This window comes from Haloarcula sp. H-GB4 (genome assembly GCF_030848575.1).
GTDB lineage: Archaea > Halobacteriota > Halobacteria > Halobacteriales > Haloarculaceae > Haloarcula.
The window spans coordinates 1350645-1370416 of sequence record NZ_JAVDDX010000002.1 but is presented as its reverse complement, the minus strand read 5'-3'; the positions used below and the strand labels follow the sequence as shown (position 1 = coordinate 1370416).

Sequence of the window (19772 nt, the reverse complement as noted above, 5' to 3'; positions counted from 1 at the left end):
CAGTTTTCATAGGTATATTACCACCAACCCGAACACGTTCAGTGTCGTTCTTACCGCACAAGAACGCGTCTCAGCGGCTGAGATTCGCCGTCCCCATATATACAGGTTGCGCGCTGAGTCCCATCTGTAGGAAGTGACCTCCCAATGTCAACCATTCCGACGACGACGCGGAGGCGGGTGTTAGAAGCCTTGGGCGTCGGCACGGCCGCACTTGCGGGCTGTGCCAGCGCACCAGGCGCAAAAGAGCAAGCGACCGAAGCGGAGACGACCCCTCAGGAGCCAGCTATGAACGCCGCACAACAGACCGACGTCGACCGTATTGCCGCTGACCCGACCGCAATCCCAGACCCTATCGACCGGTCGGAGCCAAAGACCGTGTCGGTCGAGATGACCACCAAAGAACAGGTCGCAGAGGTCGAGCCGGGCGTCACCTACACGTACATGACGTTCGGTGACCAGATCCCAGGTCCGATGATTCGAGTCCGTCGGGGCGACACCGTCGAACTCACCATCACGAACGAGGAGGGGAACTCGATGCCCCACAACATCGACCTCCACGCCGTCCGCGGCCCAGGGGGCGGTGCTGAGGCGTCGATGGTCACGCCGGGCCAGACCAAGACGTTCCGGTTCAAGGCCACCTACCCCGGCGCGTTCATCTACCACTGCGCCGTCCCGAATCTCGATATGCACATCTCCTCGGGGATGTTCGGGATGATACTCGTTGAGCCGAAGGAGGGGCTCCCCGAAGTGGACCACGAGTTCTACTTCGGCCAGCACGAGCTGTACACTACCGGTGACACCGGCGAGAAAGGGCACCACGACTTCGACATGGAGGCGATGGCAGCCGAAGAGCCGACGTACGTCCTGATGAACGGCGAGAAGTACGCCATCACGCCGGACCGATACGGCTCGCCGAGTATGTCGGTCGGCGACACCGCTCGCGTGTACTTCGTGACCGGCGGGCCGAACCTCGACTCCAGTTTCCACCCCATCGGGTCCGTCTGGGACGAGGTCTGGCAGCAGGGCGCTATCGCCGGGCCGCCGAACAAGTACGTCCAGACCACACCGGTCAAGCCCGGGTCTTGTGCCATCACGACGCTCCACGCCGAAGTGCCCGGCCCGATCAAACTGGTCGACCACGCACTCTCTCGGGTCGCCCGTAAGGGCACGATGGCCATCATCAATCGCGAAGGGCCAGCAAACCCCGACGTGTTCGAACCAGAGGCCTGACCGCGTCGCCGGAGTAACGCTCTGCGCTGCTGCTTCGTGTTCTGATCGGTCACTCGATAGACAGTCATCGGTTTTCGTAAACGCCCACCCGCGGTCGCTCGCGCGCACGCGGTTTCAATGAGGGACTTTTTAATGGATGGGGGCATAGTCCGGTTCAAGATGTTCAACGCCATCGTGAGCGCAGACACGCTCCAGGCGACTCTCGACTCTGTGAGCGTGCTGGTGGACGAGTGCAAGATCCACCTCGAAGAAGACGGGCTGGAAATTCGGGCAGTCGACCCGGCAAACGTTGGAATGGTCGACCTGCGGCTCGACGCGGCGGCGTTCGAGTCCTACGAGACTGACGGTGGGCTCATCGGCGTCAATCTCTCCCGCCTCGAAGACATCGCCGGCATGGCCGACGCCGGCCAGCTCGTCCACCTCGATCTGGACGAAGAGACGCGGAAGCTCCACATCTCTATCGACGGTCTGGAATACACCCTCGCCCTTATCGACCCCGACTCCATCCGTCAGGAGCCCGACCTCCCGGATCTGGACCTCTCGGCAAACATCGTCATCGAAGGGAAGGACATCGACCGGTCGGTGACCGCCGCAGACATGGTCAGCGACCACATCGCACTGGGCGTCGACGCCACCGATGAACTGTTCTACGTCGACGCCGAGGGCGACACCGACGACGTCCACCTCGAACTCACCCGCGACGACCTCATCGACCTCACCCCCGGGGATGCTCACTCGCTGTTCTCGCTGGATTACCTGAAGAACATGAACAAGGCCATTCCGAAAGACGCCGAGGTCGAGATGGAACTCGGCGAGGAGTTCCCCGTTAAGATGCACTTCAGCTTCGCTGAAGGGCAGGGCCGGGTCACGTACATGCTCGCGCCGCGCATCCAGAGCGAATAACGACGGATGCCCTCCGCGCCGCCAATTCCGGCCACTGACTGGCTGCCGGACGATTCCGAAACGGAGACACTCTCGCTCCCAGACGGTCGGCAGCTGGCCTACGCCACCTACGGCGACGCCGACGGCTATCCGGTCCTCTTCTGTCACGGTACTCCCGGATCACACGTCGCCGCACGGCTACTCGCCGCGCCGGCTCGCGAACGCGGCATCAACCTCATCGCTCCGGACCGACCGGGCATTGGAAACTCGGAAGACGCTTCTGTCACGCTCAAGGACTGGCCAGACGACGCCGCGCACCTCCTGTCCCATCTTGATGTCGACACGGCTGGTGCCGTCGGTTTCTCCGGCGGTGGCCCGTTCGCGCTGGCCTGTCACCGACTGCCAGACATAGAGCGCGTTGCACTCTTAGGCAGCAGCGGCCCGCCGTCAGTCGGCGCGACAGGGCGTGTACAGCAGTTCGTGGGGGCACTGTCCCAGCACGCTCCATGGGCGCTCGGGCGACTCTTCCGGCTGCAGCGATGGTTTGCTGTCCGCAGGGACCCGTCCTACGCCGTGGGGTTAGTTGCTGATGAGACACCGGAAACAGACGACCTGGCAGCTGACAAGGTGGCTCGGATCGTCCGTGCGGATATGCTCACGTCGATGGCACGCGGTCCAAGCGGGATTATCCGCGAGCAGCGACTCCTCTCACAGCCATGGCCATTTGCCCTCGAAGATATTTCAGTGCCGGTCAGCGTGTTTCAGGGGCAAAGCGATGCCAACGTTGCCCCGTCAACGGGGAACGCCCTTGCCCAACGGCTTCCAGACGCCTCGCTCGAACTCGTCGACAGCGACCATCTCGGTACGTTGATAGCTGCTGGCGGCGACGCATTGGGCGCCGTACAGCGTCGAACGCGCGTCTGACGTAGCGTTTTGTGGGTCGGGTACCAACGGGCCGGTATGGAGGACCTCAGGGACGCGTACAGCAACCGGCGTTGGGAGGGCCGCAACCCTCGCCGCGTCGTTGCCGGTGCGACCCTGGGGGGTGTCGGCGCGCTGGCAGTGGTTGTGGCGATACTTCTTGTGACAACTCCGCTGTCGGCAGTGGTCGGCGCAACTGAACCCCACGCCGCCGAAAAGCTCGGCGGGACACTGGGCGGCCTCGGCATCCCCGCGATGTTTCTGAGCGTCGTCGCCGTGCTCCCTTCAAGCCGCCGGGAGCAGAGCGGTGTCGCCGTCGGCGCGATTCTCTGTCTGGTCGGAATCGGACTGTTTCAGGTCGCGTATCCCTACAACTGGACGGTCGGCGAGCAGACACTGGCCTTTGAGACGACGATGGCGTACTTCATCGGGACGTGCGTGGCGTTCTGGTTCGTCTTCACGGCGATGGCGAGCTTCCGGCGCCGGAACAATCCACACGGCACAGTGAAACTTGAGATTTCGCACAAAGGCGAAACGAAGACTGTGGAGGTATCCCCCAAGGAATACAGGCGCTACACGCAGGCGGTTCGCGGCGATGGCGGCACGACCGATGAGGTCATTCAGGAACTGGAGTCACGAATCGAAGACTAAGCGTCCCTGAGCGCTACTCGGCGGCTGTCGTTTCGTTGCCGCGCTGGTTCGACTCCGGCGTCGAGTCGCGCTCAGTTTCATCGATTGCTGTTGTCTCGACCTCGGCCTCTTCGTCGCCGGTATTATCGCCGTCCGTCTCCGTCTCGTCAGCCTCGTCTTCCGTACTGTCGCTGCCGACCTCCTCAACAGCAACGTCCTTGCCGGCGACCCCGCTTTCCGAGATGACCGGCAGGAGGTTGTAGCCGCCGTTGCCCTTCTTGACGACATTGATGTCGAAGACGAAGTCGACCGATTCGCCAGCAACGACTTCGAACGGCTTGGTGAGCTGGAGCTTCTCGCTCGGAATCTTTACATCGACCGATTCGCCGTTGACGACCCCGTCAACGGATTCAGCGTACAGTTCGATCTTGCTGTAGCGGCCCGCTTCGAGTTCACCGTCGAGGACGCCGATGGCTTTGTCCCCGACGACTTCGGTGAGGTCAACGGTTGCGCCGTCAAGGTCACGAACCTCGAAGCTGCTGTCGCCGCCGTCAGCTTCCTCGTTCTCTTCCTCACCGGTGTCTTCGTCCTCACCCTCAGTGTCGTCATCGTCCGTTGTCTCGGTTTCAGTCGCCTCGGCCGTCTTTGTGTCGGTCGCTTCGGATGTGGCTGTTTCCGTCGGTCCGGTTTCGGTCGCGTCGTCGCTTTCGTCCGTCTCTTCGCTGTCTTTCGCGTGGAAGATGCGAGCCTCCGAGAACGATACGTTGAGCGAGTCGAAGTCACCGATAGCCGCGGGCTGGTCGCTGATGAGCAACCGGAACGTCCCGACGGTACTGCCGTCGTCCGTCATCGCATCCGCGTCAGTAGAGCCGCCGTCACTGGTTTCATCACCGCTAGTCCCATCGGATTCGCCGGAGGTGCTCGACCCGGAACAGCCGGCGAGGAGACCGACGCTGACGCCAGCGCCTGTCGCGATGAATCGTCGCCGTCTCATTGGCTCCACCCCGTGTGGTTGGTTGCCGACAATACTGTCGCTGCTGTTGCGTACGTAGTCATTCCATGACGTGGAATGGTGTTAGCCCGTATATGCCCCGCGATAGGTCAAATCGAGGTGCGCCTCTCTGAACGGGATGAACGGTCTGGCTGTATCTGAACGGTTTTACCCCCATCCCTCCACGACCTGATAATGGCAAACTCGAACGCGAAGGGTGACCGCCGCGAGCGCGAACTGGTCAACGCACTCGACGAGGCGGGCTTTGCAGTGATGCGCGCGCCGGCGAGCGGCAGCGCGACCGAGCGGGAACTGCCGGACGTGCTCTCAGGCGACGGGGAAACGTTCTACGCTATCGAGGCGAAGTCCAGTGCTGGCGACCCCATCTATCTCACTGGTGAAGAGGTCGAGGCGCTGCTGTTTTTCGCCCGGAACTTCGGCGCGAAGCCGCGTATCGGCGTCAGGTTCGACCGCGAGGAGTGGTACTTCTTCCATCCGGCTGATCTCTACACCACCGACGGCGGCAACTACCGCGTCAAAAAGGAAAAAGCTCTCTCTGACGGGACTGACTTCGATGAGTTCGTGGGCAACTCCGAGAAGGTCACGCTTGACGAGGTAGGCGACGACGGCCCCGACCAGAGCGTGCTAGATGTGCTGTCGGCCTTCGAGCGCGGCGACCTCGACAAAGAGGAAGCCGCAGCGATGCTTGAATAGTGCTTTACAGGCGTTCGATTACTGTGTCCCACCGCCAACGAGTTCGGCGTCGTCGGCGCGGCGGAGTCGTGACAGCGGAAAGGCGTATTCTCGCGGCTCGGTCGCGCTGACGGCATCAGAAAGATACGTCGCTAGCACAACGAGGTCGTCAGGCGGGTAGCCGTCGTTGGTGTCGTAGTCGGCGACCGTCTCGTCGGTCGCCTTGATGGTCCAGTCGTCGGCTGGCGTGTCGGTGACGGCCGTAACGACGAGGCTGTCGTCCGTCTCGCGGTCTCGCACGATGTCGCCGATTTCCAGTCGGCAGTTGCCACAGAGATGGGGCGTTCTCGCGTCGACGGCGACGAAGGTAACGGTCCCACAGGCGTCACAGACCGCCCGTTGCTTACCGGGCGGTGCGACCTGTCGTGCAGTGATTTCGATAGCGACGCGCCGGAGGTGTTTGCAGTGCTCGCCGCGAATGCGGTTGTCCGGACAGGAACAGGCGTGCTGTGCGATGTCGACGAGGTACGTGCTGTCGCTCTCCGTCGTCACGGCGTACGTGCTGTCCGCTCGCGGATGGACGGCCATGCGCTCGGTCCAAGCACGGGCGGCCCGGTCCGGGAGGGAACGGAGGTCCGGTGCAAGTGCGGTACTCTGCCGGTCGGCTGCTGGCTCGATGAGCGTCATAGGTGCGGACACGGCTGTATTTTCCAATGTGTCCAGTTGAAACGTAGGTGCTACACGGGCCTAAATGGCTCGGACAGTGGGCTCCGCCGCTTCGATACCCTTTTTGCCGGCCCTGTGAAATCGCAGAGCATGGATATCGAGCGGGAGACGCTCCTGCAAATCGTCATCTCGGCGGTCGCCGTCGTGCTGTTCGTCGGCGCAACTGTTACGGCCTCACAGATGTATCTAAGTGGGTCAACCGTAGAGGCAACGGGCGGCTACGCACTCATCGGCGCGATCGGGCTGTTCGTCGTGTTCATGACCGCTGCCGGTCTCTGGCTCGAACGCCAGCAGTTCTAGGCGTCGGCCTCTTCATCAGCCTCGTCCTCGCGCCAGTCGACTAGTTCCTCTTCGTCGGTGTCATCTAACTTCTGCTCGTAGTAGCCCATCGGGTGAGAAATCGTCTCACAGAGGTCGTCCATGTTGACACAGTCACCGTAGGACTGCATGGTCGAACACGCCGGGGTTGAGTATTCCGTCGGGCTGGTATCCCCGCGGATATGGTCGACCTGATAGCGGGTTGCCTCCTCGCCGAAACCGGGGTTGACCTGAAACAGGTCGACGATCTCGTCTGTCGTCATCCCGATGCCGATGAGGAAGGTCGCGATGGCAAACCGGGAGTGGTGTTCGAGGTGTTCGCCTTTCTGCACCTGATCGAGGAGCGACTTCATACAGGGTGGGAACAGCTCCGGGACGACAGTGTCGATCTCGCGGGTGAGTTCCAGTTCCGAGAGGACTTCCTCTAGGCGGTCGACCTCCTCTGTCAGTTCGTCGGCGATGGCATCCGGGACGGTGAACGGCAGGCCGTCGGTGACTCGGTGACGTATCGCCTGCTTCAGCAGGACGTTCAGTTCCTCGGCGGTGACCCTGACCTCGCCGTCTGTCAGTGGCCGATTGACCAGCCGCCAGGAATCGCCCCGCTGATCGGCCGCCAGGTCGAGATACGCCCCGACTTCGACGCGGTATCCGTCGCCGGCGTCGCTAACAGCACTCGCGAGGTCGAACTCCGCGAGCAGTTCCGTTCGGTCCAGTGTCTCGCGCTGAGTCGACTTCAGTTCCGTCGTCGTCGCGAACTCCTCGGTAAACCGGTCGTAGGCCGCCTCGGCCTCCGCCTGTGCGTACTTCCGGGTGCAGATGTGCACGTCGACGAGCGACACCAGCACGCGGGCGACCGGGTACGAAAGCAGTTCGACGCGGGTCCGTCGATGTGGCTCACCGACAGTCCCGTCCGTGATTGCCGATTCGACCCGCTCCAGCGCGCGCGCTGTGACCGTTTCGTCCGTGGCGACGATCTCGCCCAAGTCCACCGCCGCGGCTTCGACGGCCTCCCGCGACCGCGCCAGAAAGGGGTAGCGTGCGTGGAGCGGTTCCATTGCCACCACCTTTCGGATGGGAGCGAATAAAATTGCCGTCACCGGGACGGGCGGTGTCAGATTCCCGACAGCGGGGGCGACCAGACTGTGGGGCTATACATATAGGACCGGCCCCGCGGCGGGTGAATACAGCTAGTAGACAAACGGATGCCCACCACTCTCCAGTGATGAAGTGTGGTAAGGATATGCGGGTCGGCGACTGCACACGGTTCGGTCGGGGAACTGGACCGGTGCAGTCATTCCCGACGATGTAACTGCCAAACGAGACACGGAACACACCGATGACGCACGAGCAACACACCGATTCACAAGAGGGCATCAGAGCGACATTCGAAGAGTACGACGTTGGCGTGGATACAGTCGCCCACATCGGCGACCCCGAAAACCCGTCTGCGTGGATTCAATCGACGGTTTTCGTCGACGTAACCGAGTAGGACTAGTCGGCGGTCGGTTGGTGACACCAATGTGACAAGCGGTTTTGTTTTATATCGATCGAGTACCCCCGGCCGGTCGATCGGTCACGGTGGCCGACCGTTCACCGGGAGGTGGAAACCGGCGTTTTGTGCCGACTCAGAGGGAGCGCTGTACCGTTTCCGTGGCGCTCCGGACCACAGTCTCGGACGGGACATCTTCGGTTACAGTGGTCCCGGCCCCGACAACGGCGTTTTCGCCGACCGTGACGCCCGGGAGGACTACCGCACCAGCGCCGACGAAAGCTCCGTTCTCAATGATTACCTCGTCGAAGGTGTCGTTCTGGAACTCCATGCCCGCGTCGGTGAGGTCGTGGGTTACGCCGACGATGGAGGCGTTGGGTCCAATCTGGACGGACTCGCCAAGCGTCGCGTTCTCGACGTAGGCGTTTGCATTGATATCGGTCGGTCCGTGGATAGTCGCCTTCTTGATCGAGGCCCCCTCGTAAATCTGGACGCCGTCATCTATGTCGGCGTCGTGGATTGTCACGTATTCTCGAATATCGACAGTTCCCAGCGTCGCATTCTCAATCTGAGCGGTCTCGTGGACAGCCATACCGAGACATCAGTGCCGACCGTAATCATCGTGGTGTCGAAAACCGAGTGTTTGAATCCTAAATCGATTCAAGAAGGTTACCAGCACGGTTATCGCGTGGCAGTCTCGTCGACGTTGCAGCCTGGAGGTCTCTCGCTACGCCTCACGGCTTTCGACGTGTTAGGGTTCTCGCTACGCTCGAACCACTCTGTGTCCTCCACGGGTCGCTTCGCTCCCCATTCCGGTGCGAGATTCTTCGCACCGCTCAGAATCTCGCTATGTCCCGTGCTGCCAGGAATCCATGTACTCGGCCTGCGTATCGGTCAGCGAATCGAAGTCGACGCCCTCGGCGTCAAGTTTGATCTCCGCGACCTCCTTGTCGAGTCGGTCCGGGACAGCGTGGACACCGGCCTCGTAGTCGTCGCCGTTTTCGACCAGTTCGCGGACACAGACGGCCTGCACGCCGAAGCTCTGGTCCATCACCTCGACGGGGTGGCCCAGTGCGATAGGCGTCGCGAGATTGACCAGACGGCCCTCGGCCAGTACGTTCAGGCGGCGGCCGTCGGCCATCTCGTAGGTCTGGACGCCGTCGCGGGCCTCGTAAGTGTCGACAGCGAGGTCCGACAGCGCGTCGAGGTCAACTTCCACGTCGAAGTGACCAGCGTTGGCGAGCAGGACGCCATCCTGCATCGCCTCGAAGTGCTCCTCAACGATGACATCGCGGTTGCCGGTCGTCGTGATGAACACGTCGCCCTCGGTGGCGGCCTCGGCCATCGGCTTGACCTCGTAGCCTTCCATGTGGGCTTCGAGCGCGCGGCGGGGCTCAACTTCGGTGACGATCACGTCGGCGTTCTGTCCGCTGGCTTTCTTCGCGACACCTTTGCCGCAGTCACCGTACCCGGAGACGACGACGGTCTTGCCGGCCCACGAGAGATTCGTCGTCATTGCAATCGAGGCCAGCGAGGATTCGCCGGTGCCGTGGACGTTGTCGAACAGGCGCTTCATCGGCGTGTCGTTGACCGCGAACACGGGGTAGTCGAGTTCGCCGTCATCGTCCATCGCGCGCAGTCGGTGGACGCCGGTCGTCGTCTCCTCTGCCCCACCGATGATGGTGTCGATGAGTTCCGGATAGTCCTCGTGGATGGCCGCGACGAGGTCCATCCCGTCGTCGACGGTGATGGTCGGCTTGTGGCCGATAACAGCCTCGATAGCCTCGTAGTACTCCTCGTCGTCGACACCGCGCTCGGCGTAGGAAGTGATGCCGTCAACAGCGTCAAGTGCGGCGCTCACGTCGTCGTGGGTCGAGAGCGGGTTACAGCCGGTGATGGCGACTTCCGCGCCACCGATCGCGAGGATTTCCGCGAGGACAGCGGTCTTGGCTTCGACGTGCATCGCCATGCCGATGCGTTCGCCCGAAAAGGGCTGCTCGGCCTCGAACTCCTCGCGGAGCGCGCCGCAGATGGGCATATGCTGGATAGCCCAGTCCATCTTTCGGCGGCCGGAATCGCGAGCCTCGTCGAGGTCGTCAAGTTGCTCCGAAATAGGCGTCGTCATGTCACGATAGAGGAAGAGAGTTCCTAAAACGCTACCGAAGCCGTTCAGTTACCGCGTTCGTCCGGCGGGCCGGCGTCGTCCGGTCGACCGCGGTCGCCGTCGTCAGCATCGTCGCTGACGTCGTCATCGCTGTCGGCCACATCCTCCGAGTCCTCGGCCTCGTCTTCCGATTTCTCGGTTTCGTTCTCGTCGTCTTCAGTCTCGTTCTCCACGTCGTCATCATCGCGGTCGTCAGGCGGTCCGGCATCCGCCGGCGGACCACGACGGTCGTCGGCCGTTTCGTTGTCGTCGTCAGTTTCGTTCTCGGCCTCGTCGTCATCGCGGTCCGGACCGCGGTCTTCAGGCGGGCCGCGGCGGTCGTCTGTCTCGTTTTCGTCCCCGGTCTCGTTCTCGTCGTCACCGAAGATGTCGGCCGGCGGACCCTGTCGTTCGCTGGGGTGGGTCTCGTTGTCGTCGGACTCGTTCTCACCGGTGACGTGTGCGGGTGGGCCGGCGTGGTCCGGCGCGTTGCCGGGGTTGTTCGCGGTCACGAAGCTGGCAACGGCCGGTCCGATACCGCCGGTCCGGTTCTCGTCGCTCAGCACATCGCTCACGTAGGCCGACACTTCGAGTCCGAAGGTGTCGAACTCGGTCATGTTGGTGGCGTTCGGCGCGACGGTCAGGTCCGCCGTCGTCGTCGCAGTGTGGTTGTCGGTCGTCGCCGTCACGTCGACCGTCACGTTCTGCTCGGGGGCAGGCAGTCCAACCGTCCCGTCACTGTCGGTCGTGTAGTTTCCTGACCCAGCGTAGGAGGTATTGTCAGCCGTCTCCACGGCAACTGAGGTGTTCTCGACGCCCGTCTCGTTCTGTGTGACCGATACCGTCGCGCTGCCGTCGTCAGCCTGTGAAACACCGACAGCGAGGGTGTTCCCTGCGCTGGTGTTGCCGGCCGAGTCCGCAGCGGCCGCCAGTCCCGGACCGACGGCCAGCAATATCAGTCCGACAGCGGCGTACAGTGCAAAGAGTTTGGTGCGCATCGTAGCCGATACGTTCGCCGAGAGAGCGATAAACACCCCCTCTCGTTCATCCCGTTCAGGCAGTTTGCGCAGTCAAAAATACCGGCTGAAGCACAGTTATACCGTTTAAAACTTTCTCTCAGCGTTTATTTCGTCTGTTCAGTCGCCGGCTCGTTCGACCAGCGCGGCCGCGTGATCGCTGGCTCGTTCGCGGACGGCCTGCTCGTCGAACACCTCGACAGTGCGGTCCCGCATGAGTACCTCGCCGTCACAGACCGTATGGCGCACGTCGCTCCCGTGGACGGCGTAGGCCAGGTGCGAGACAAGGTCGTGGGCCGGCGTCAGGTGCGGGGCGTCGAGGTCGATGACAGCCAAGTCGGCGTTCGCGCCGGTTTCGATGCGACCGCTGTCGAAGCCCAGCAGAGCCGCGCCGTTTGCGGTCGCCATTTCGACGACAGTGCCAGCATCGACCGCGCTGGCGTCGTCAGCCGCGAGCTTTCCGATCATCGCCGCGTCGCGCATCTCATCGAACATATCGAGATCGTTGTTCGAGGCTGCGCCGTCGGTTCCGAGACCCACGGTGACGCCGGCATCCAGCAGGTCCTGTACCGGTGCCATCCCGCTTGCGAGCTTCATGTTCGAGGCCGGGCAGTGAGCGACGCCGGTACCCGTCTCTGCCAGCAAGTCGATTTCGCTATCGTCGACGTGGACGCCGTGGGCCACGTACGTGTCGCCATCCAGCAGGCCGATGTCGTCGGCGTAGGCGAGCGGGCGCTGTCCGTGTTCGTCGACGATAGGCGTCACCTCGTCGCGTGTCTCGTTGGCGTGCAAGTGGATCGATAGGTCGTCGTCGAGGGCCTGCGGGACGAACTCACTGAGGAACTCCTCGCCGACGGTCGTGAGCGAGTGTGGCTGGAACGTCGTCCGAACTCGGCCATCAGCCGCACCGTCGAGTTTCCGAGCTACGTCGAGACTCTCCCGAAGGTCAGACCGCGCGGCCTCGTCGTCCTTGCCGACGGTGACCGCGGTGAAACCCAGGACTGCGCGCATCCCGGCCTGATCGACTGCATCTGCGATCTCCTCGACCTCGAAGTACATATCCGACAGTGCTGTCGTCCCCGACCGGATCATTTCGACCAGCCCAAGTTCTGCCCCGGCACGGATGTCGTCGGCGGTCAGTTCCGCCTCGACGGGCCAGACATCCTCCTGCAGCCAAGCGTCGAGGGGCTTATCGTCCGCAAGACCGCGCAGCAGCGTCATCGCGACGTGGGTGTGAGCGTTAACCAGACCGGGGATGACTAAGCCGTCGCTAGCATCGAGTTCATCGTCGCCGTCCAGTGTGCCCGGTTCGTCGACGGCCACGATGTCGCCGCTGTCCTGTGAAACCAGTACATCCGCACGCTCGACGGTCAGGTCAGGTCGGAGGACCTGCCCGCCGGTGACGAGAAGTTCGCTCATGACGGTGACTTCGCAACCGCGGGCCTTAGTTCGCCGGGTCCACGCCGTCGTTGTGTGGCGTGTTGCCACGTTTATCGGCGGGTGTCGCAGTGACAGCAGTGCCTGTTCCGCAGGGGTCTTTCGGCTCCGGCGCGTTCGGATTGGCAAGAGAATGGCGGCGGCAGAGCAACTCCGACAACGGGTCAACGCCATGCGGCACGGAAGCCCAGGCCGAATGCTGCTTGCCGTCGCTGCCGGCTGGTTTCTCGTTCTCGGGATGCGGTTTGTCGTCCCTGCGGTGCTGCCGACGATACGCGAGGAGTTCGTCATCTCGAACGCACAGGCAGGGCTCGCAGTCACAGTACTCTGGCTCACATACGCGGCGGTACAGTTTCCGGCCGGGGTGCTGATCGACCGAATTGGGGAGCGGACACTGCTGGTAGCCGCAGCGTTGCTGTCGGGCGTCGGGCTGCTGGGCTACTTCTTCGCGCCGGTCTTCTCGCTGTTCCTCATCGCAACGGGCGCGTTCGGGCTCGGAACTGGGGTGTACGGCCCGACCCGCGGGACCGCGCTCTCACGGACGTTCGACGCCCGCGAGGGGACCGCCTTCGGTGTCGTAATGGCGGCCGGTTCTCTCGGCGCGGCCACACTGCCTGCCGTCGCCGCGTTCGTCACCACACGGTACGGCTGGCGGCTGGCGCTTGCCAGCGCCGCTCCGCTGTTCATCCTTGTCGCCGGCGCGCTCTGGCTCTCAGTCTCGGACCGCCCGACCGGTGAGTCCAAACGGAGCCTCCGGCAGGACCTCCGAATAGTCCTCACCGGCTTTCGCAACCGTCGGCTCGTGCTGTCGGTCTCCGGCAAGACACTGATGCTGTTTGCCTTTCAGGCCGTGACAGCGTTTCTCACGACATATCTGGTCACAGTCAGGGACCTCTCACAGGGGACCGCCGGGGCGCTCCTCTCGGTGCTGTTCGTCGGTGGCGCGCTCTCACAGACGGTTACCGGCCGGGTCGCCGACCGATACGGAACGCCCAGTGTCCTGACGGCTGTCGCGCTCGTCAGTACTGTTCCACTCGTGCTCATTCCGTCCGTCCGCGGCGTCGTGCCGCTGGCCATCGTCTCCGGCCTCATCGGGGTTCGGATGAGCGTCGGCCCGCTAGCTAACGCCTACATCGTCGATACGCTGCCTGACACCGCCGAAGGGACCGGCTGGGGCCTGCTCCGGACCGGCTTCTTCGGGATCAGTTCGCTGGGCTCGACGGCCGTCGGTCTGCTAGCCGACCAGAACCTGTTTGCTCTCGCGTTCTACGGTCTGGCTGGCCTGACACTGCTGGCTGCGGCTACCTTCGTTGTCCTCCCACGCCGGGACCGCCTGTAACGGCTCCGCCCACAGCTTCGGCCAGCCTGAGGGGAAAGACAGTTGCACCACGGCCTGCCAGTAGGCGTATGCGAATCGCCGTCCCCAACAAGGGCCGCCTGCACGAACCAAGCGAGGAACTGCTCGAACGGGCCGGCCTCCATCTGGTCGACGGGGCCGACCGCCAACTGCACGCCGATACTGTCGATCCGGACGTAACCGTCCTGTACGCCCGCGCCGCCGACATTCCTGAGTATGTTGCGGACGGCGCTGCCGACGTGGGTATCACCGGCCTCGATCAGGTCCGTGAGTCCGACACCGACGACCTCGTCGAACTCCGTGACCTCGATTTCGGCCGCTGTCGCCTCGTCCTCGCCGCGCCGGAGGACAGCGACATCGAAACCGTCTACGACTTCGAGGACGGCCGCATCGCCACGGAGTTCCCTAAAATCACCCGCCAATACTTCGACCGGGTCGACGTCGACGTCGACGTAACCGAAGTGTCCGGCGCGACGGAACTGACCCCCCATGTCGACATCGCCGACGGCATCGTCGATATCACCTCGACCGGGACCACGCTCCGGATGAACCGGCTGGCCGTCGTCGACGAGGTGCTCGAAAGCTCCGTCCGTCTGTTCGCCCGCGAAGACACCGCTGACAACGAAAAGGTCCAGCAGGTCGACACCGCGCTTGGCTCCGTCCTCGCTGCCGAAGACAAACGCTATCTGATGATGAACGCCCCCGAGGACGCCCTTGACGACGTGGAAGACGTGCTTCCGGGGATGGGCGGCCCCACTGTGATGGACATCGCCGGCTCCGACCAGCTCGCCGTCCACGCCGTCGTCGAGGAGCGTGCTGTCTTCGAGACCATTAGCTCGCTCAAGGACGTGGGCGCGAGCGACATCCTCGTCACAGAGATAGAACGACTGGTTGAATAGTACCTTTTTACGTCACCCCATCTCCTCGCGCGCTCGTAGAGCGCGCTGTGGGGAGCGGGTTCGCAGAAATCTACGCTAAAAGCGACCTCCGGGTCGCGGCCTGCGGCCGCACTCGGAGCGAAACCGCGCCTCCGGCGCGGTATGCACCACACTCCGCTCCGCGCCCGCATTCCACAGACACTCCCACCACATTCCCAGCTCGGAGAGTCAGAAGAACATGAAAATGTTGTTTAGCGCGAACCCGAGCACCGCCGCAAACGCCAGATGCAGCGCCACGAGCGGGGCCGTCGATCGGGTCGACAGCCGATAGGAGAGGCTGATGGCGATCCCGTCGGCGACGAGGGTGAGCAACAGGACGACCGCAACGCCGAGGTCGGCCGAAACGACGCCGGACTCGACGCCCCAGCGTTGGAGGATCAGCGAGACGATCGCTGGCGCGAGGGCGGCCTTTGCGGCGAGTTGGCTCGGCACGTCGCCGATAAAAAACGTCGCAGCCAAGTGAAGCGTGAGGGCGTAAAAGAGCCAGGTGACAAGGACAGTCACGAGGACCGCAAGGATACCGCCGCCGGTCAGGCTGGAGAACCCGGACTGAAGCATACTCGGGGTTCGGCAGCCGCTCGCTTGTGCGTTTTGTTCCCGGGCGCGACCGGCACGCTCATAGCCGCTCGCCCACACCGCTCGGGCGTGTACGTCCTCGAACTCGGCGGGCAGGATGACGCGTTCGCGCGGCGGGAAGCCGCAAGCGCCGCGAGCGCCGTCGACGTGCTCGCCCCCGGACTGGCGACGGCACGGGGCATCAGCGACCGCGTTCGCCACCTCGCGTTCACCCACCGGGCCTGTGACCTGATCGGAACCTCGGACCCGGACATCGAGAGCGCCGCCGCGTTGCTGTCGGCCGCAACAATCGACCGCGAGGGGAGCGTCGCCGTGCGTGCGGTCGACGTGCGAGCGAGCACCGGTATCGACACCCAACAGGCCGAACGGACGCTGGGCGGTGTGCTCACCGACCGCGGCTTCGCCGTCGACCTCGACAACCCAGACCACGTTCTCTATGCCCACTTCTCGGACCCCGCGGGCGACGAGGAGGGCGGGACCGGCGAGGCCTGCTGTGCGCTGGGCTGGCTTACCACCGGGAGCGTACGAGACTTCGGGGGCCGCCAGCCGACCGAGCGCCCGTTCTTCCAGCCCGGCAGCATGGACCCGCTCGAAGCCCGCGCGCTGGTCAACATCGCTGGGGCCGGCCCGGATGCGACGGTACTGGACCCAATGTGTGGCACCGGCGGCCTCCTGCTAGAGGCGGGGCTGGTCGGGGCCGACGTGGTCGGCGGCGACGCACAGAAAAAGATGGTCTCGGGGACGCGCGAGAACCTGGCCTACGCACTCGACGGCGACGGCCACCCCAACCGAGCATCGTACCCGGAAGCGGGCGAGTGGGGGGTGTTCCGCTCCGATGCGTCCGCACTACCGGTTGCCGACGACGCCGTCGACGCCGTCGTCTTCGATGCTCCCTACGGTCGTCAGTCTCGTATTGAGGGGGAACTGGCCCCACTCGTGTCCGGTGCGCTCGGCGAAGCCACCCGCGTCGCAGAGCGATGTGTCCTCGTCGCCGACCGCGACTGGCGCGAGGCCGCGACCGGCGCGGGCTGGGCTGTCACTGATTACTTCAAGCGGCGCGTTCATCGCTCGCTGGTCAGGCACATCCACGTTCTTGAGTGAACGTACGTCCACTTTCTCTGGACGGGTGTTGTCTTTTATTTCGGTATGAGCAAAGTTTATGCCGTGACAAATGCTAATTAGTCCCAAGCATGCCAACGTGGTCAGACCCCGCCCCATGCGACGACGACGAACAGCTGTTTGAATGCCCGGACTGCGGGAAGCGTCTCTGTAGCGAGCGCTCAACCGTCTCCTGTGGCCGCTGTGAGACAGAAATGCAGAACCTCAGCGTCCCTCGGCCGGAATAAAATCAGTCCGCGTTTTTTGCTGGTTAGCTCGACACGAGTGCAGTCGCTCGCTCGGCGTCACCGTCCATCCGCTCCAGTAGCGACCGGACCCGGTCCCGGGCTGCGTCATCGCAGTCGGCCAGCACCATCCCCTCGTCCGGCTGGCCGTACACAACGCTGGCTCCGGCGGGCGCGGCGAGCACTGCGGGGAGCGTGGCGAGGTCCTCCTCGCCGTCAACATCCAGAAGAGTCGTCCCGTCACTGTCGAGACCATCCCTGAGCGCAGTAAGCAGTTCAGCAGTGAGCGTCGCGGGTGGGTTGTCGACCGGGAGCGTCCGGTCAAAGCCATCAATTGCCGCTGCCACGTCCGCGTCGACGGCCGAGCGTTTGGTCCGTTCGTCGACCAGCGCGAGGTCGGGCGTCCGCCCGGCCTCGATGAGATGGTACGTGACCATGTCGCCGACGGCGATGATGGGTTCACCGGCATCGGCCAGCAGCGCCGCTGTGTCGGTATAAATCCGTCCGAGCGGCTCTTTTAGCTCGTGCCGCAAGGCACTCGGGAGTTCGAGAACGACGTCGGACACGTTAGCGGACTTTCAGCGCGTACTTGCCCGGCTCGGTCACTTCCATCTCCTCGGCGATGTCGGACCGCTCCGGGTGGGCGATGACGACGTAGCCGGCCCAGTCCTCGGTCAGTGCGGTGCCGCCGCAGGCCTCACACTGGCTTTCGATCTCCGCGCTCTGGACGCGGTGACAGTCTCGGCAGACGAGTCGGTCCGCCATCAGCTATCACCGGCTTCCGCCGTGCCTTCGCGGCGCTCGCGCTCCTCTTGGAGCCAGCCGTGCTTGCCCAGGCCGACCTGTTTCGCTGTCAGGCCGATCTTGGAGTCACGCGGGTTTCGCTCGTCGATGCTCTTGGTGACGATACGCGCTCGGACGGCGTCACCGACGGTGAGCGTCCGGTTGGACTCGCGGGAGGCGAGTTGCTGGTTCTCCTCGTCGTAGGCCAGATACTCGTCGGAGATCTGGGAGACGTGGAGCAGACCGTCGACCGGCCCGATGCCGATGAAGGCCCCGAAGTTGACGACCTCGACGACCTCCCCGTCGACCACTTCCTGCATCTGTGGGTCGAACGTGAGGGCGTCGAACTCGGCCTCGTAGTAGACGCCGGGCTTGTTCGGCAGCACGGCACCGGTACCGATGTCGTGGACCTCGATGACGGAGACGACGCTGCCGACGTCCTCGTCCATTCGTCCTTCGAGCTTCTCTTGCAGGAGCCGTTTGACCAGCCCCGGACTGACCTCCGCCAGAAAGCGTGGCGGGACTTCGACCGTATCGCGTAGGCGTACCCGTTTATACATGTGTTATGGTTGAGTGATACCCAGTTTGTTCCGGCCCCTTAAACTAATTACTGGAACGCCCGCGTCCAGCAGGCGTCGTTTGAGGGGGTTGTCGTTCGTGACTGCGTGTGTCGCATCGTCTGCCTGTGCCAGTTCGAGGACGGCATCGTCCGCGTAGTCCGCCGTCGTCTCCCGAACCGTACACCGGTCAAGCAGGTCCTGCCCGACAGAAGCGGCCGTCGCTTCCGCGCCGGCGCCATCGGCCAGTTTCGCCAGCTCGTCGCGGACGGCGGCGGGCGCCACGTAGTCCGTCGCATCCGGCAGCACCCTGTCGAGTTCCTCGAACAGGCGCACGTTGCATTCGACCGGCATCATCAGTGCGTTCGTATCCAGCACGATCATCACCGCAGCGTGCCGACACCGATGAGCCGCCATCGAGCGCCGACACGGCGGTTGATGGCGATCTTCGAGCCCGAGGCCGCACAGACCGGGCGCTTGAGCGCGACTTCACATTCGTCGTCGCGCGCGCTCGTGACCGACCCAACCGTGGTGGCGGTGCCGATAGTCAGCATGAGCGGTTCACCGGTCGAGATTTCGTCGACCTCGCCGCCGTCGTCGCCGACGATGCGTTCCAGCAGGTCCACGTCCATCGTGAACGTCTCGTGGACCGGCGGGAGGCTACCGGGCGGCCCGGCGACCTGGCCGGCGAGCGCGTCGCCTTTCGTGATAGCGGGGTCGAGCCCAGTCCCGACGCCGAGCAGGCCACCCGGCGTAACCGTGTCCACGAAGTCGCCGCCGGACTGGAGCGAGCGGACCGTCGTCGTCACGGGCTGCCACTCCGTCTTGCCGCCTTCCTCGACCTCACGGCCAGGGCGGAGTTCGATCTCGTCGTCAACGTCCAGTTGGCCGCCAACGAGCGAGCCGCCGAGCACGCCGCCCATCAGGTCGTCCCAGGTCGTGCCGGGACGGTTGATGTCGAACGAGCGTGCGACCATCATGCGGGCGTCCTCGTCGGGGTCCCGTTCCGGCGTCGGAATCTCGGACTGGACAGCCTCAATGAGCAGGTCGATGTTGGCCTCCTGACCTGCGCTGATGGGGACAACCGGTGCGCCTTCGGCGACGGTCCCTTCGACGAACTCCTGAATCTGCTCGTAGTTCTGCATTGCCCGCTCCTCGTCGACGAGGTCGACCTTGTTCTGGGCGATGACGATGTTGTCAATACCGATGATATCGAGCGCGCTCAGGTGTTCCTCGGTCTGGGCCTGCGGGACAGGCTCGGTCGCCGAGATGACGAGAACGGCCCCGTCCATGATGGCCGCGCCGGACAGCATGGTGGCCATCAGCGTCTCGTGTCCGGGCGCGTCCACGAACGACACCGTCCGGAGGTGGTCGGTGTCGACGTCGTGGTCGTCGCAGTGCTCGTCGACGGTAAAGGCCTCCGGCTCCTCGGCCTCCGGGCAGCGACGGAACGTCGCGTCGGCGTAGCCGAGTCGGATAGAGATACCGCGCTTCATCTCCTCGGAGTGCTGGTCGGTCCATTCGCCGGACAGCGCCTGTACGAGCGTCGTCTTTCCGTGGTCGACGTGCCCAACGAGTCCGATGTTCACCTCCGGTTGTTTGTTCGATGTCATTTCGAGAGTAATCTTGGTGGATTTTCGCCGCGTGCAATTGATAAACCTACTGTTTGCGGCCCGTCGACCCCGGTTCAATCGCCGATATTGTCCCTGCTGACAGCGGCAACATCACCGGATTGCTCGGTA

The 19772-nt window shown here is 63.7% G+C and carries 24 protein-coding genes; 11 read left to right on the top strand and 13 right to left on the bottom strand.

The window, feature by feature from the left end:
* Positions 1 to 144 precede the first annotated feature (144 nt).
* The 4 genes from nirK to RBH20_RS15650 all read left to right on the top strand — a co-directional run bounded on the left by nirK (position 145) and on the right by RBH20_RS15650 (position 3684).
* Positions 145 to 1230, top strand: coding sequence for a copper-containing nitrite reductase (nirK, locus tag RBH20_RS15665; protein ID WP_306710239.1), 1086 nt, complete (start codon positions 145 to 147; stop codon positions 1228 to 1230).
* Between the two features lie 159 nt (positions 1231 to 1389).
* Entirely contained in the window at positions 1390 to 2133 is a 744-nt protein-coding gene (locus tag RBH20_RS15660; protein ID WP_007187874.1) for a DNA polymerase sliding clamp, read from the top strand.
* 6 nt (positions 2134 to 2139) lie between these two features.
* Positions 2140 to 3036, top strand: coding sequence for an alpha/beta fold hydrolase (locus tag RBH20_RS15655; protein ID WP_306710237.1), 897 nt, complete (start codon positions 2140 to 2142; stop codon positions 3034 to 3036).
* 36 nt (positions 3037 to 3072) lie between these two features.
* Positions 3073 to 3684 (top strand): hypothetical protein, encoded by a 612-nt coding sequence (locus RBH20_RS15650; RefSeq protein WP_306710235.1) that lies wholly within the window; start codon positions 3073 to 3075, stop codon positions 3682 to 3684.
* Between the two features lie 13 nt (positions 3685 to 3697).
* Here the strand turns inward: RBH20_RS15650 and RBH20_RS15645 are convergent, their stop codons facing one another.
* A complete protein-coding gene (locus RBH20_RS15645) occupies positions 3698 to 4657 on the bottom strand; it encodes a DUF4382 domain-containing protein (protein ID WP_306710233.1) in 960 nt (319 codons plus the stop codon).
* A gap of 192 nt (positions 4658 to 4849) precedes the next feature.
* Between RBH20_RS15645 and hjc the strand changes: the two genes are divergently transcribed.
* Positions 4850 to 5368, top strand: coding sequence for a Holliday junction resolvase Hjc (gene hjc / locus RBH20_RS15640; protein WP_306710231.1), 519 nt, complete (start codon positions 4850 to 4852; stop codon positions 5366 to 5368).
* An 18-nt stretch (positions 5369 to 5386) separates the two neighbouring features.
* On the opposite strand, the gene RBH20_RS15635 is transcribed toward hjc, so the two are convergent.
* Positions 5387 to 6034, bottom strand: coding sequence for an SWIM zinc finger family protein (locus RBH20_RS15635; RefSeq protein WP_306710229.1), 648 nt, complete (start codon positions 6032 to 6034; stop codon positions 5387 to 5389).
* A gap of 129 nt (positions 6035 to 6163) precedes the next feature.
* Here RBH20_RS15635 and RBH20_RS15630 point away from each other — a divergent pair, with 129 nt between their 5' ends.
* Positions 6164 to 6373 carry a hypothetical protein gene (locus tag RBH20_RS15630; RefSeq protein WP_004590143.1) on the top strand — a complete coding sequence of 70 codons (210 nt, stop codon included), beginning with the start codon at positions 6164 to 6166 and terminating at the stop codon, positions 6371 to 6373.
* On the opposite strand, the gene priL is transcribed toward RBH20_RS15630, so the two are convergent.
* Positions 6370 to 7446: a DNA primase regulatory subunit PriL gene (priL, locus tag RBH20_RS15625; RefSeq protein ID WP_306710224.1), complete on the bottom strand. Its 1077-nt coding sequence runs from the start codon at positions 7444 to 7446 to the stop codon at positions 6370 to 6372. The two genes, RBH20_RS15630 and priL, sit on opposite strands and share 4 nt — an antisense overlap.
* A 281-nt stretch (positions 7447 to 7727) precedes the next feature.
* On the opposite strand from priL, the gene RBH20_RS15620 reads away from it, so the two are divergent.
* Positions 7728 to 7880, top strand: a complete 153-nt coding sequence (locus tag RBH20_RS15620; protein ID WP_306710222.1) for a hypothetical protein — start codon at positions 7728 to 7730, stop codon at positions 7878 to 7880.
* Positions 7881 to 8016: 136 nt separating this feature from the next.
* Here the strand turns inward: RBH20_RS15620 and RBH20_RS15615 are convergent, their stop codons facing one another.
* The 4 genes from RBH20_RS15615 to RBH20_RS15600 form a co-directional block, all read right to left on the bottom strand.
* Positions 8017 to 8472: a DapH/DapD/GlmU-related protein gene (locus tag RBH20_RS15615; RefSeq protein ID WP_306710220.1), complete on the bottom strand. Its 456-nt coding sequence runs from the start codon at positions 8470 to 8472 to the stop codon at positions 8017 to 8019.
* 255 nt (positions 8473 to 8727) lie between these two features.
* Positions 8728 to 10005 carry an adenosylhomocysteinase gene (locus tag RBH20_RS15610; RefSeq protein WP_306710218.1) on the bottom strand — a complete coding sequence of 426 codons (1278 nt, stop codon included), beginning with the start codon at positions 10003 to 10005 and terminating at the stop codon, positions 8728 to 8730.
* 44 nt (positions 10006 to 10049) lie between these two features.
* Positions 10050 to 11021, bottom strand: coding sequence for a hypothetical protein (locus RBH20_RS15605; RefSeq protein WP_306710216.1), 972 nt, complete (start codon positions 11019 to 11021; stop codon positions 10050 to 10052).
* A 138-nt stretch (positions 11022 to 11159) separates the two neighbouring features.
* On the bottom strand, positions 11160 to 12458 hold the full coding sequence (locus tag RBH20_RS15600; RefSeq protein ID WP_306710214.1) for an amidohydrolase: 1299 nt from the start codon (positions 12456 to 12458) through the stop codon (positions 11160 to 11162).
* A 214-nt stretch (positions 12459 to 12672) separates the two neighbouring features.
* Between RBH20_RS15600 and RBH20_RS15595 the strand changes: the two genes are divergently transcribed.
* Both RBH20_RS15595 and hisG read left to right on the top strand, forming a co-directional pair.
* A complete protein-coding gene (locus RBH20_RS15595) occupies positions 12673 to 13815 on the top strand; it encodes an MFS transporter (protein WP_306710212.1) in 1143 nt (380 codons plus the stop codon).
* Between the two features lie 68 nt (positions 13816 to 13883).
* Entirely contained in the window at positions 13884 to 14732 is an 849-nt protein-coding gene (gene hisG / locus RBH20_RS15590; RefSeq protein WP_306710209.1) for an ATP phosphoribosyltransferase, read from the top strand.
* 207 nt (positions 14733 to 14939) lie between these two features.
* On the opposite strand, the gene RBH20_RS15585 is transcribed toward hisG, so the two are convergent.
* Complete coding sequence (locus tag RBH20_RS15585; protein WP_004590159.1) at positions 14940 to 15329, bottom strand: hypothetical protein; 390 nt, start codon at positions 15327 to 15329, stop codon at positions 14940 to 14942.
* An 87-nt stretch (positions 15330 to 15416) separates the two neighbouring features.
* Here RBH20_RS15585 and RBH20_RS15580 point away from each other — a divergent pair, with 87 nt between their 5' ends.
* Positions 15417 to 16448 carry a TIGR01177 family methyltransferase gene (locus tag RBH20_RS15580; protein ID WP_306710208.1) on the top strand — a complete coding sequence of 344 codons (1032 nt, stop codon included), beginning with the start codon at positions 15417 to 15419 and terminating at the stop codon, positions 16446 to 16448.
* An 89-nt stretch (positions 16449 to 16537) separates the two neighbouring features.
* A complete protein-coding gene (locus RBH20_RS15575; protein WP_004960444.1) occupies positions 16538 to 16693 on the top strand; it encodes a rubrerythrin-like domain-containing protein in 156 nt (51 codons plus the stop codon).
* A 23-nt stretch (positions 16694 to 16716) separates the two neighbouring features.
* Here RBH20_RS15575 and RBH20_RS15570 read toward each other — a convergent pair whose 3' ends face one another.
* Genes RBH20_RS15570 through RBH20_RS15550 form a run of 5 tightly spaced genes read right to left on the bottom strand, consistent with a single transcriptional unit; the run spans position 16717 to position 19643 of the window.
* Positions 16717 to 17256, bottom strand: a complete 540-nt coding sequence (locus RBH20_RS15570; protein WP_306710205.1) for a GTP-dependent dephospho-CoA kinase family protein — start codon at positions 17254 to 17256, stop codon at positions 16717 to 16719.
* Between the two features lies 1 nt (position 17257).
* On the bottom strand, positions 17258 to 17455 hold the full coding sequence (gene spt4, locus RBH20_RS15565; RefSeq protein WP_004960449.1) for a transcription elongation factor subunit Spt4: 198 nt from the start codon (positions 17453 to 17455) through the stop codon (positions 17258 to 17260).
* Entirely contained in the window at positions 17455 to 18033 is a 579-nt protein-coding gene (locus RBH20_RS15560) for a DNA-directed RNA polymerase (RefSeq protein ID WP_004516007.1), read from the bottom strand. The genes spt4 and RBH20_RS15560 overlap by 1 nt, the downstream gene beginning before the upstream one ends.
* A 3-nt stretch (positions 18034 to 18036) precedes the next feature.
* On the bottom strand, positions 18037 to 18414 hold the full coding sequence (locus RBH20_RS15555; protein ID WP_170082589.1) for a DUF188 domain-containing protein: 378 nt from the start codon (positions 18412 to 18414) through the stop codon (positions 18037 to 18039).
* The gene (locus tag RBH20_RS15550; RefSeq protein WP_005536660.1) at positions 18414 to 19643 is read right to left on the bottom strand and encodes a translation initiation factor IF-2 subunit gamma; all 1230 of its coding nucleotides are present in this window, start codon (positions 19641 to 19643) and stop codon (positions 18414 to 18416) included. Before RBH20_RS15550 ends, RBH20_RS15555 begins: the two co-directional genes overlap by 1 nt.
* Positions 19644 to 19772: the final 129 nt, after the last annotated feature.